This window comes from Bradyrhizobium sp. KZN70725, assembly GCF_055264925.1.
On record NZ_JBUYWT010000107.1, the window covers coordinates 1 to 11,848 of the forward strand.

An 11,848-nucleotide genomic window follows, 5' to 3' on the forward strand; every position below is an offset into this window, starting at 1 on the left:
AGCAGTTCCGACGTGTCGCAACCCGCTTCGAAAAAACGGCCCGGAATTACCGGGCCGTCGTCACTCTCGCTGCCATTGTTCTATGGATGCGCTAGTGTCCACACCACCTAGGGCGTGACGATGTCATTTCGAGCCGAGCTACGAACTCTGGTTACCTCGCCCCGCGCGCGGGGAGAGGTCGGAGCGCATCGTTAGATGCGCCCCGGGTGAGGGGGAGCCTCCGCAAACGTTGCTATCACCATCCATGCGGAGACGGCCCCTCACCCCAACCCTCCAAGAGCACGCTTCGCTTGTCTCGACCCCGTAAGAACGGGGAGAGGGAGTGCACCACCGGCAAAGGAACACCGCACATGAGGATCGTGACCAGACCGAAGCAGAGGGCCGTGATCGCGCGCGAACTGATGATGGTCAGCCGCGCCGCGCATGTGCTGCAGCGAACTGGCCTCGCGATGGCCGGTGCCATGGCCGGCACCTTCGTCGCCGCCCAGCTCGCCAAGGGCCATGTCGCTGTCTTCGGCACGCTCGGCTTCATCGCGACGACGATCGTGATCGGTGCAGTCGGCTTCTATCTCGGCATCGATGTTCCCAAGCCGGTGATGCGCGGCACGGGTCGCATCGATGCCGTCGAGCTGATGAGCGCGGGCGGCATCTTCCTTGCCGCGCTGGCTGCGCTGGTGTCGGTCTACGGCATCGTGTTCGACGAGATTCCGCCGCGCGCCTGGGAGTTCGTGATCGGCACCTGGTGGTTCGGCGGCGGCATCATGCTGGCGACCGCCGGTCTCGTCGGCCGTCAGCGGCCGGCGCAGAAGGCCGCCGCGCTGTCGACGGGGCCGATCCGGGATCAACGGCTGCGGCGGTGAGTACGGTCGCAGACCTGCGGCCCCGCTGCGCCAATCTGTCCCGTAACTGCGATCGGCCGATGCGATACCCTGACCAAAAAATCGGGGAGGGACTTCATGCCAGCGAAATTCAGCCGCCGTCACGTCATCGCTGCCGGAACCGCGGCTGCCGCGATGCCCTTCCTGCCGCGCGGCGCCTCGGCGCAAGCCGCCTGGCCCTCGCGGCAAATCCGCATGATCTGCAGCTACCCCGCCGGCGGGCAGACCGATCTCCTGGCACGCGCCTTCGGCGAATTCATCGCAAGGCAAGTCGGGCAAACCGTCGTCATCGAGAACAAGGCGGGCGCCTCGGGCTCGATCGGCGCCGCCGAGGTGGCGCGCGCCGCGCCTGACGGTCACACCATCCTGTGCTCGATCTCGACCACTTACGTGATGAACCGCGCGATGATGAAGAACCCCGGCTACGACATGGACAAGGATCTGACGCTGGTCAGCGTGATCCCGGGCGCCGGGCTGCTGCTGGTCGCGAGCCCGAAATTGGGCGTCAAGACACTGGCGGAATTCGTCGCCTATGCGCGCAGCAGCGGCAAGGTGAATTTCGGCACCTATAGCGCGGGCTCCGCGCCGCACATGACGATCAACGAGCTCAACAAGCAGTATGGCCTCACCATCGAGCCGATCCACTATCGCGGCGAAGCACCGATGTGGACCGGGCTCGCGGAAGGTACGCTCGATGTCGCGATGGGCAGCTACACCGCCGCGCAAACCGTCCTGCAAAGCGGTCGCGGCGTCGTTTTTGGGGTGCATTCGAAGAAGGTCGACGCGATCCCCGAGATCAGGACGTTGCCCGAGCAGGGCGCGACGTCGAAGTTCTTCACCGTGAGCGGCTTCTCGGGCTGGGCGCTGCCGAAGGCGACGCCGCAGCCGATCGTCGATCGGCTGTCGGAGATTTGCGTCGCCGCCAATAGCGATCCGAAGGTCAAGGAGGTGCTTGCGACCTTCGTGCTGGAGCCCGCGATCGGCTTCAAGGACAGCAATGCGCTGTATCAGCGCGAATTGCCGGTCTGGATGGAGGCCGCGCAGTCACTCGGCCTGCCGCCGGCTTGAAGCGATCCGGAACTGAAGGATGGCTGCATCGACGGTCACCATTCGTCGTAGAACCACTCCCTCGGGATACGAGGCCGCGCTCTTGCGTATGGCGGGATAGACGTCCGCTCGGGCTTGCGCGCGGCCGGCGCCGGCTGCGTCGGAGCCGGTGACGCCTTCGGCTCGGAAACCTTCGCGAGCGCTCGTTTCATTTCTTCCTGGCTCGCCTTGAGTTCCTCAATGGCTTTGGAGCTCTCGCGGGCCATCTGTTGCTGGTTCGCCTTTAGTTGCTCGATATTTCGCTCAACATTTGCGAGGTCGCGTGCGATCGTTTGCAGCAGCTGCGTCTGATCGGGAAGGGCTGTGTTGGCCGTCGGCGCGGCGTCCTGCGGTGGTGCGGTCTGAGGCAACGGCGTCGCTTGGGGCGGAGCGGCGTCTGCCGCGGCGACCTGAACGGCAGGTGGAGCGGGCTGCGCCGGAGGCTGCGGATCATCCGGCGGCAATGCTGGAGTTGAAACGAGCTGCGGCGCCCAACGGGCGACAAGCAGCTTGGCTTCCCCGCCATATGACGACTGCAAAGCCAGGGCAGCGACCACGATACATGCTGCCACCGACAAGGCGGTGAGGGCGCGGAATACCGGTCTTCCGGGCCGCGATTGCGAGGCAAGTCCGGAAGAAGCAGGGCTGGGCCCGGAAGAAACGGGGTTGGGTCCGACCGAGGGCGGGTTTGGCTTTGCCGACGGGTGGGACGCGGCATCGCGCTCCATTCTTGCGAGCTGTTCACTCAAGCGCGTGAGTTCTTCATCGGCGCGCGCAATCTGCTTTTGGGCTTCCGCGAGTCGTTCGTCGGCGCGCGCGCTCGGGCTATCGTTCGATCCAACTGGGTTCGGAGTGGGCGTGGAGTTCATTGACGTTTCCCTTTCCGTCCAATGTCACCCAAGAGTGCCGACTCGGCTATCCGTCAGGGGCGATCAGCCTCCAGCACTCCCTTCAGTCTTGTCTAAAGAATGGCCGGATGATAGCGCGCCCGAGGTCTCGTGATAATGGGGCGGGATATTGGCCCGGGCTAGCCGAAGATCGGGTCCGCTCGGGTCAAAAGCCGACATCATTCCGCGCCGCTTGGGGCAATGCAAACGGCCCTGGCCAGCGTAGTCTCAGGCGTCCCGCTGGACCAACTCGAAGGTGATGCCCTCTGGGCCCTCGAACAGCCGGAGCTTCCGGCTGATGTAGTCCATCTCCTCGCTCAGCATGGTGACACCGTTGGCCACCAGGTGCGCGGTGGCCGCCTCGATGTCGTCGACGCGGAAGGCGAGGTGATTGAAGCCCAGCTTTCGCAGATTGGTCGGGTGCACCCCCGGATCGGTCCCCGGGAGCGGGTCGAACTGAAGCAGCTGGATTTCGAAATCCGCTCCTTCGAGTGCGAGGGTGATGTGCTGCGCTCTCATGGCCGGCATGCCCATGTACCGGGCGGGAACGCCGCCGTCGATGGTCGCGACGTGAGTCTTCTTGAAGCCGAGCAGTGCGAAGAATTCGATCGCCGGGCCGGCATCTGCCACTGCGATAGTCACATGATCCGGACTGAGTATCATCTGATCGCTCCCTGTCATCAGCGACGCGCCGGCTTTCCTGCTGGAGGCTATCAGCTCGCTCCGTCCGCCGGTAGGTGGGTCGGCCCTGCGGCGACACAATCCGACGGGCAACTCCAATTGTAGGATGGGTAGAGCGAAGCGAAACCCATCGATTTAAGCCCGCGGCGCCAATGATGGGTTTCGCTGCATCGTTGCGCGAAGCTGAAACGACGAGTCCCGTCAACCACACCCGCCGCGGAGTATGGGTCCCGGCTTTCGCCGGGACGACGAATGGAAAGAGTTGCCCCGGCTACTTCTCCAAATTCGCATGCGGCCGGCCGAAGTCGGGTGCGGCGGAGTCCTGGCCGGTCTCGACGATGCCGCGGCGGATGGCGCGGGTGCGGGTGAAGTGGTCGAACAGCGCTTCGCCGTCGCCGCGCCGGATCGCGCGGGTCAGCTTCGACAGATCCTCGTTGAAGGTGCCGAGCATCTCGAGCACGGCGTCCTTGTTGGCGAGGAATACGTCGCGCCACATCGTCGGGTCCGAGGCCGCGATGCGGGTGAAGTCGCGGAAGCCGCCGGCGGAGAATTTGATGACCTCGGATTCCGTCACCTGCGCCAGCTCGTCGGCGGTGCCGACGATGGTGTAGGCGATCAGATGCGGCAAATGGCTGGTAATCGCGAGCACGAGGTCATGATGGTCGGGCGTCATGATCTCGACCTTGGCGCCGAGCGCGGCCCAGAACGTTCGCAATCGGTCGGTCGCCGCGGGATCGGTGCCTTCGGGCGGGGTGAGGATGCACCAGCGGTTGATGAATAGCTCGGCGAAGCCGGAATCCGGCCCCGAATGCTCGGTGCCGGCCACCGGATGCGCCGGGACAAAGTGGACGCCGTCAGGCAGATGCAGCGCCATGTCCTTGACGACGGCGCCCTTCACCGAGCCGACGTCGGAGATGATCGCGCCGGGCTTCAGATGCGGCGCGATCTCAGCGGCGACCGGGCCGCAGGCGCCGACCGGGATGCAGAGGATGACGAGGTCGGCATCCTTCACCGCCTCGATGTTGGTCTCGACGACGCGATCAACGATGCCGAGTTCGGCGACGCGCGCACGCGTCTTCTCCGAGCGCGCGGTGGTCACGATCTCGCCGACCAGCCCTTGCGCGCGCGCGCCGCGCGCGATCGAGCCGCCGATCAGGCCGAAGCCGATCAGCGCGATGCGTTGGAAGAGCGGGGCGGTCGTCACGATGTCACTTTCCGGCCAGGAAGTCGCGCAGCCCCTCGACCACGAGGCGGTTGGCCTCCTCGGTGCCAATGGTCATGCGCAGCGCATGCGGCAGCTTGTAATTGTTGAGTGCGCGCAGCACGAGGCCGCGCCGTGTGAGATAGGCGTCGGCTTCCGCCGCGGTCTTGCCCTTGTCGGTCGGGAAATGGATCAGCACGAAATTGGCGACGCTCGGCGTCACCTTCAGCCCGAGCTTGCCGATCTCCTCGGTCAGCCAGTTGCGCCATTGTTCGGTGTGGGTTCGCGACATCTGCACATGCGCCGTGTCCTCGATCGCCGCCACCGCCGCCAGCATCGCCGGCGTCGTGACGTTGAACGGACCGCGGATGCGGTTGCAGGCATCGACGATATGCGCCGGCCCGAACATCCAGCCGATCCGCAGCGCCGCAAGGCCGTGGATCTTCGAGAAGGTGTGCGTCACCACCGTGTTGTCCGTGGTCGCGACCAGCTCGATGCCGAGCTCGTAGTCGTTGCGCGAGACATAGTCGGCATAGGCGGCGTCGAGCACCAGCAGCACATGCGACGGAAGCGCGGCGCGCAGCCGCTTGACCTCGTCGAACGGGATGTAGGTGCCGGTCGGATTGTTCGGGTTGGCGAGCCAGACCAGTTTCGTGCGCGGCGTCACCACCTTGAGTATGGCATCGACGTCGGCCGTGAAATTGGTCTCGGCCGCGATCACGTTCCTGGCGCCGTTCGCCATGGTGGCGATCGGGTAAACCAGGAAGCCGTGGGTGGTCGAGATCGCCTCGTCGCCGGGCGCGAGATAGGTGTGCGCCAGCAGGTTGAGGATTTCGTCGGAGCCGGCGCCGCAGATGATGCGGTCGGGATCGAGGCCGTAGGCGCGGCCGATCGCCTCGCGCAGCACGCGTGAGGTCCCCTCCGGATAGTCCTCGAGATGGTCAGCCGCCGCCTTGTAGGCCGCGATCGCCTTCGGAGACGGCCCGAACGGCGTCTCGTTGGCGGACAGCTTGAACACTTTGCGGCCCGGTTCCGGCACCGGGCTCTTGCCGGGCGTGTAGGGCGCAATATCGAGGATGCCGGGGTTCGGCACGGGGCGGGACATCATCAACTCCGAACAGAGCGTTTTCGAGCGAAGTGGATACCGGTTCGCGTGAAGAAAACGCGTCAAAACAAAAGCCTGGACGGGCGGCTGGCTCTTACTTCAGGTCCTGGCCGATCCGTTAGAGGGCACCGTATAGCGCGTTGCGTGGCTGCCGACGAGGGCCGACGAGCGGACCGAGGCGCCGGCCTTGATCAGGGCGAGCTTGATGGCCTCGAAATCGTGTCCGGTGACCGAGACCAGGAGCGCCGCGCCGTCGAAAGCGGTGTCGGGGACCGCGACGATCTCGGCGAGCGGCGCAAGCGCCCGGGCGACATCGGCGTTCCAGCCGGAGACGCGCACGCTCCAGGTCTGCACTTCGGTGACCATGGCGTCGTCGGCGACCCGCGAGATCACGAACACCGGCAGCGCGGCGGGATGGTCGGCGCGTTCGAGGAACGGCAGCCGCGCGATGATCTTCGGCGCGCCACTGGCCTCGAGCGCATTCCACCACGGCGTACGGCTTGCGATCGCGGAGACCAGCGCGAGGTCGCCCTTCGACTTCGCCACCGCCTCGACCGCGGCCTGTGCGCTGAAATGCGACACGTAAGGCACCACGAAGCCGAAGTGAAACCGCGCCGAGTCGCGCATGGCCGACTCGCCGACCGAAACATCGGCATGCACCGCGAACGGCGCCTGCACATAGGTGAAGGTCGAGATGATGACGCGCCAGATGCTCTCGATGGTGTCGAGCGGCAGGATGCCGCGATGACGCCGCACCAGCTCGCGCATCATGCTGGCCTCGCGTGCCGGGCGGAATGCCGAGCCGACCTCCTGGGTCTTCTTGACCTGGATCAGGCGGTCGATGATGTCGCCGCGCGCCATCAACAGGCGGTGTACCTGCTCGTCGATCGCATCGATCTCCTTGCGCAGATCCTGCAGCGAGGGCGGCGACGGGGGTGGGTTGGACATGCTCTCAAACCTTGTCGTCGGGGCGGCCCGGTGCCGCGTCGGACAGGGTCCCTGATTAGGAAAGACGGGCAGCGAAAGCAAAGAGAAACGTCGCAGGCGTGCCTTGCGCATTCGGTTAACCAATTGGCCGTGGGCAGGGCTGTCTTGACGGCGGGGGGCGTGGGGACTACGTTCCCTGCGTCCCGTGGTCATTTGAGCCGGCCGGCTTGCAGCCACGTTAAACAACTCGCTAAACAGGCCGGGGACCTTATCAGCTCCCGGCCGAACCTTTGTTCAGGCCGGGTTTTTTATTGGCCTGAGGTCCGTCGAGCCCTCCCGCGCGGAGGCAGGGTCGCCTAGATGAGCAACGTGCGTCCGATACCGAGCCCACAAACCCCGAGCGATGATCGCGCCCATGAGGCCGACCATCCGTCGTCATTGGTGGCGAAGTTCGGGATGGACCAGCCGCTCAAGCTCGATTGCGGCGTCGATCTCGCACCATTCCAGATCGCCTACCAGACCTATGGCGAGCTCAATGCCGACCGCTCCAACGCGATCCTGGTCTGCCACGCGCTGACCGGCGATCAGCATGTCAACAACATCCATCCCGTCACTGGCAAGCCCGGCTGGTGGGAGACCATGGTCGGCATCGGCCGGCCGATCGATCCCGACAAGTACTTCATCATCTGCTCCAATGTGATCGGCGGCTGCATGGGCTCGACCGGCCCTGCGTCGTTGAACCCCGCGACCGGCAAGGTGTGGGGACTCGATTTCCCGATCATCACCATTCCCGACATGGTGCGTGCGCAGGCGATGCTGATCGATCGTCTCGGCATCACGACGCTGTTCTGCGTGGTCGGCGGCTCGATGGGCGGCATGCAGGTGCTGCAATGGACCGCGGCCTATCCGGAGCGCGTGTTCTCGACGCTCGCGATCGCCTGCTCGACGCGCCACTCGGCGCAGAACATCGCGTTCCACGAGCTCGGCCGCCAGGCCGTGATGGCCGATCCGGACTGGCGCGGCGGCCGCTATGTCGACGAGGACACCCATCCGCACCGCGGATTGGCGGTGGCGCGGATGGCCGCGCACATCACCTATCTCTCGGACGCCGCGCTGCACCGCAAGTTCGGACGGCGGATGCAGGACCGCGAGCTGCCGACCTTCTCGTTCGATGCGGATTTCCAGGTCGAGAGCTATCTGCGCTACCAGGGCTCGTCCTTTGTCGAGCGCTTCGACGCCAACTCCTATCTCTATCTGACCCGCGCGATGGACTATTTCGACATCGCCGCCGACCACAACGGCGTGCTGGCGAAGGCGTTCACCGGCATCCAGACCCGGTTCTGCGTGGTGTCGTTCACCAGCGACTGGCTGTTTCCGACCTCGGAATCGCGCGCGCTGGTGCATGCGCTGAACGCGTCGAGCGCGCGGGTGTCGTTCGCCGAGATCGAGACCGACAAGGGCCACGACGCCTTCCTGCTCGACGTGCCGGAATTCCTCGAGATCTCCCGTGCCTTCCTGCTGGCCGCAGCCAAGGCGCGCGGCCTGAAGGACGGCGGCCGGTCATGAGCATGCAGCAGACATTGCCCTTGCCGGGTATCGCGCCGGAGCGGACCGGCGGCTATCGCACCGATCATCTGCTGGTCGCCGACATGGTGCGGCCGGGCTCGCGCGTGCTCGATGTCGGCTGCGGCGACGGCGAATTGCTGCAACTGCTGGAAAGCCGCGGCATCGACGGCCGCGGCATCGAGCTGTCGCGCGAGGGTGTCAATGGCTGCGTCGCCAAGGGGCTCGCCGTGGTGCAGGGCGATGCCGACACCGATCTCGTCAACTATCCCGACGATGCGTTCGACTACGTGATCCTGTCGCAGACCTTGCAGGCGACGCGGCAGCCCAAGGTGGTGCTGGAGAATCTGCTGCGGATTGGCCAGCGCGCCATCGTCTCGTTTCCGAATTTCGGGTTCTGGAAGATGCGGCTGCAGCTTCTGATCGGCGGCCACATGCCGCGCACCGAGAATTTGCCGGCGAGCTGGTACGACACCTCGAACATCCACTTCTGCACCATCAAGGATTTCGTGCAGCTCTGTGAGGAGATCAACGTCAAGATGGAGCGCGCGGTGGCGCTCGATCTCTACGGCCGTCCGGTGCCGCTCAACCTGCCGTGGTGGGTGTGGAACATGTTCGGCGAGCAGGGCGTGTTCCTGCTCAGCCGGGGAGGGCAGGCGAAGTGACGTCATGGCGTCATTCCGGGGCACGCGAAGCGTGAACCCAGAATCTCGAGATTCGGGGTTCACGCTTCGCGTGCCCCGGAATGACAGGACTACACCGGCGCCGCCACCAGCGACCGCGGATCGCGTACCGGCCAGCGGCCGGCCTCGACCAGCGCGATGAAGCGCTCGACCATCTCGTTGAACAGCGCCGGCTCCTCGAGGTTGAGCACGTGGCCCGACTTCGGGAAGAACGAGAGGCCGGCGGCCGGCAGATGCTGCTTCAGGAACATGCTGGGCGCGATGCAATTGTCGTCCTCGTCGCCGCACAGGATCAGCGCCGGCGTCGCGGCGCGCTTGATGGCGTCGGTCATGGTGTAGATCGAGGGCCTGCCGCCCTGGAAGCTGCGCATCGTGTTGGCTGAGCCTCTGGCGTCGTGGCGGGCGAGCGCGGCGTAGAAATCGGCGTGGCCGCGCGGATCCTTGACCAGGAACGGAATCCGGCTCGGCGCTTCGCGCGTCACCTTGGCGACCTCGACCGCGCCGATGCTCTCGTATTGCTCGGCATTGGCACGGCACTGCGCGCGGAAGGCATCGAGATGCTCGAGGCTCGAGCCGGAGCCGACCGCGGCCAGCGTCATCGACAGCGCGCGCTCCGGCGCGTTGAGGGCGATCTGCAGCGACGAATAGGAGCCCATCGAGAGCCCGACGAAATGCGCCTTGGTGATGCCGAGATGGTCGAGCACGGCGAGCGCGTCGATATAGAAGTGCTGGTAGGTGTAGACGTCGGCACTCGCAGGCACGTCGGACGGCGTGTAACCGCGCGCCGAATAGGCGATGCAGCGGTGGCCGCGCGCGAAATAGCGCATCTGCGGCTCCCAATTGGTGTGATCCGCGGCGAACTCGTGCAGGAAGATGATCGGGGTTCCGCTGCCGGCCTCTTCGAAGTAGAGGCGGACATGATCTTTCGTCATGGCGTAGGGCATTGAAATTCTCCTCTCGTTGGCCGCCTCCAGATTTGCAGTTAATTTTCGAGGCCGCAATGCGGCAGTTCCGGTTCCTTTCTCGTCATCGAATCATCGCGGAATGACCCAGAAATTGTTCCCGCAACGCCGCATGAAATCTTCCTCGCGCCATCCCGATTTTCAAAACCACCGCCGTGTTCCCCCGGGAACGCGACGGGGAATTGGGGGGCGTTACAGAGGATCTAGTGAAGTATGGTTCAGTTGCTTGCGTGTCGCCGGTCGCTTCGTGTTTTGGCGCTGGCTCTGTGTTCGCTCACTCTCGCCGTGATCTCCGCCGCTCCGGCCTCCGCCCGTTCGCATCATTCACGTCACGCGCATTCGGCCCATGCCGGCCATCACGCGCGTCACTATGCCCGTCATCACTATCGGCACGCAGCGCGGCTGTCGCGCGCCGAGCGTCGCGCACTCGCGCAGCCGGGCGGGATCATCGAAACCAACGCAGCGCCGTTGCCCGGCAGCGCTGACCCCGTGCCCAATACCGGCGGCGTCAGCGCGGCAGGCGACTTCGGCTCGTCCGGCATCGTGGCCGAGGCGCGCCGCTATCTCGGCGGCAATCCGACCGGCCGCTCCAGCCTGTGGTGTGCACGCTTCATGAACATGGTGCTGCAGCACACCGGCCATCGCGGCACCGGCTCCGACATGGCGAGCTCGTTCGCCAAATACGGCACGCGCGTTTCGGGACCGCAGGTCGGCGCCATCGCCGTGATGAGCCGCCGCGGCGGGGGCCATGTCGGCATCATCACCGGCGTCGATGCCAAGGGCAATCCGATCATGATCTCGGGCAACAGCGGCCACCGCGTCCGCGAGACGCGGGTCTCGCGCGGCCGCATCTACGCCTATGTGATGCCGACCAACTGATCGCTCGAAAGCGGGGCAGGGCGCGCACGCGCCTTGCCCGGCCTACGACGCTACAGGTTCCTCAGCGGCAATCGTGTCGCCGACGGCGGCGCCGCCATCGCTGATGATCTCGGCATAGATGCCGCACTCATTGTTGCCGAAACGCTGCATCAGCGTGTTCGGCACCGAGAGGTCGCGCGCGCCGGTATCGGGATCGACATTGACCGCGGCGCAGCGGGTGATGCGCTTCACCACCCTGGCCCGGGCGCTGCCGATCGCGATGGTCTGGTCGAGCAGGCTGGCTTCATGCCAGGCCGGCCAGCCTTCGACATAGAGGTTGGCGCGGAAGCGCAGCGGATGGACCGGCGCCTGCACCATCTCCTCGATCGCCCGCAGGCTGGCCAGATTGATGATCGAGACCACCTTGCGCGGCACATCGGAGAAACTGTGCCCGGGGCTGACCAGCACCTTGGGCGGGCCCTTGATCTGGCCGGTATGACGATTGGCGAAATAGCGTTCGATCGCCGCGCGGCCTTCCGCGGTCTCGAGGTCGCCCTGGGCCACCATCGCGCCATCCCGGCGCAGCGTCAGCACATGGCTGTCATCGTCGAAATGGGCGCGCAGCGGCGCCAGCCACTCGTCCCGCTGCAGCATCAGGAAATGCGGCTTCGGCAGCCATTTCGGCACCGAGGGATCGAAACCGCTCGGGCCGTTCTCGATCGCATAGCGGCGATCGGAGCGGAGCGTCTCGCCGGCCTTGAGCTCTGCGTGCGGCAGCGGCTCGGGCGTGAGACCCTTGACGGGGTAGCGATAGATGCCGGTGATCCGGGCAGAGGAAGCGTGCGTGTCCATTCGCCCGCTCTAGCCTGTTTGGCGTGCGAGGAGAACTGCCGCCCGCGGGAAGGTACTAGTGGCTCGTCACAGTGATTTTGACGGTTTGATACCGAGCCAGCTTAGGATCGGCAAGTTCTCTGGCGGCACGAGGATTTCGATGCTTCTGGGGATATCGGCTCGACG

The 11,848-nt window shown here is 65.4% G+C and carries 12 protein-coding genes, 1 pseudogene and 1 riboswitch; of the genes and pseudogenes, 6 read left to right on the forward strand and 7 right to left on the reverse strand.

What is annotated here, in order from left to right; translation table 11 throughout:
* The 3 genes and pseudogenes from ACZBJS_RS40905 to ACZBJS_RS40915 all read left to right on the forward strand — a co-directional run.
* A pseudogene (locus ACZBJS_RS40905) lies at positions 1 to 95 on the forward strand (IS5/IS1182 family transposase); the annotation flags it as partial.
* Positions 96 to 350: 255 nt separating this feature from the next.
* Positions 351 to 860, forward strand: a complete 510-nt coding sequence (locus ACZBJS_RS40910) for a hypothetical protein (protein ID WP_316399406.1) — start codon at positions 351 to 353, stop codon at positions 858 to 860.
* A gap of 96 nt (positions 861 to 956) precedes the next feature.
* Entirely contained in the window at positions 957 to 1,946 is a 990-nt protein-coding gene (locus ACZBJS_RS40915; RefSeq protein ID WP_316399408.1) for a Bug family tripartite tricarboxylate transporter substrate binding protein, read from the forward strand.
* Between the two features lie 35 nt (positions 1,947 to 1,981).
* Here the strand turns inward: ACZBJS_RS40915 and ACZBJS_RS40920 are convergent, their stop codons facing one another.
* The 5 genes from ACZBJS_RS40920 to ACZBJS_RS40940 form a co-directional block, all read right to left on the reverse strand.
* Positions 1,982 to 2,833 (reverse strand): SH3 domain-containing protein, encoded by an 852-nt coding sequence (locus tag ACZBJS_RS40920; protein ID WP_141340956.1) that lies wholly within the window; start codon positions 2,831 to 2,833, stop codon positions 1,982 to 1,984.
* A 246-nt stretch (positions 2,834 to 3,079) separates the two neighbouring features.
* Positions 3,080 to 3,532, reverse strand: coding sequence for a VOC family protein (locus tag ACZBJS_RS40925; RefSeq protein ID WP_309143558.1), 453 nt, complete (start codon positions 3,530 to 3,532; stop codon positions 3,080 to 3,082).
* A gap of 271 nt (positions 3,533 to 3,803) precedes the next feature.
* Positions 3,804 to 4,736, reverse strand: a complete 933-nt coding sequence (locus ACZBJS_RS40930) for a prephenate/arogenate dehydrogenase family protein (RefSeq protein WP_316399410.1) — start codon at positions 4,734 to 4,736, stop codon at positions 3,804 to 3,806.
* 4 nt (positions 4,737 to 4,740) lie between these two features.
* Positions 4,741 to 5,838 (reverse strand): histidinol-phosphate transaminase, encoded by a 1,098-nt coding sequence (gene hisC / locus ACZBJS_RS40935; protein ID WP_028341890.1) that lies wholly within the window; start codon positions 5,836 to 5,838, stop codon positions 4,741 to 4,743.
* 99 nt (positions 5,839 to 5,937) lie between these two features.
* Positions 5,938 to 6,786: a chorismate mutase gene (locus ACZBJS_RS40940; protein WP_038385298.1), complete on the reverse strand. Its 849-nt coding sequence runs from the start codon at positions 6,784 to 6,786 to the stop codon at positions 5,938 to 5,940.
* A gap of 174 nt (positions 6,787 to 6,960) precedes the next feature.
* Positions 6,961 to 7,040: riboswitch (SAM riboswitch) on the forward strand.
* Positions 7,041 to 7,125: 85 nt separating this feature from the next.
* On the opposite strand from ACZBJS_RS40940, the gene metX reads away from it, so the two are divergent.
* Both metX and metW read left to right on the forward strand, forming a co-directional pair.
* Positions 7,126 to 8,331 (forward strand): homoserine O-acetyltransferase MetX, encoded by a 1,206-nt coding sequence (gene metX, locus ACZBJS_RS40945; protein ID WP_253625369.1) that lies wholly within the window; start codon positions 7,126 to 7,128, stop codon positions 8,329 to 8,331.
* Complete coding sequence (metW, locus tag ACZBJS_RS40950; RefSeq protein WP_316399444.1) at positions 8,328 to 8,993, forward strand: methionine biosynthesis protein MetW; 666 nt, start codon at positions 8,328 to 8,330, stop codon at positions 8,991 to 8,993. The genes metX and metW overlap by 4 nt, the downstream gene beginning before the upstream one ends.
* 89 nt (positions 8,994 to 9,082) lie before the next feature.
* Here metW and ACZBJS_RS40955 read toward each other — a convergent pair whose 3' ends face one another.
* Positions 9,083 to 9,955: an alpha/beta fold hydrolase gene (locus tag ACZBJS_RS40955; RefSeq protein ID WP_316399443.1), complete on the reverse strand. Its 873-nt coding sequence runs from the start codon at positions 9,953 to 9,955 to the stop codon at positions 9,083 to 9,085.
* Positions 9,956 to 10,186: 231 nt separating this feature from the next.
* Here ACZBJS_RS40955 and ACZBJS_RS40960 point away from each other — a divergent pair, with 231 nt between their 5' ends.
* Positions 10,187 to 10,852: a TIGR02594 family protein gene (locus ACZBJS_RS40960; protein WP_316399442.1), complete on the forward strand. Its 666-nt coding sequence runs from the start codon at positions 10,187 to 10,189 to the stop codon at positions 10,850 to 10,852.
* Positions 10,853 to 10,894: 42 nt separating this feature from the next.
* Here ACZBJS_RS40960 and ACZBJS_RS40965 read toward each other — a convergent pair whose 3' ends face one another.
* Positions 10,895 to 11,683 carry an MOSC domain-containing protein gene (locus ACZBJS_RS40965; RefSeq protein ID WP_316399441.1) on the reverse strand — a complete coding sequence of 263 codons (789 nt, stop codon included), beginning with the start codon at positions 11,681 to 11,683 and terminating at the stop codon, positions 10,895 to 10,897.
* Between the last annotated feature and the right edge of the window lie 165 nt (positions 11,684 to 11,848).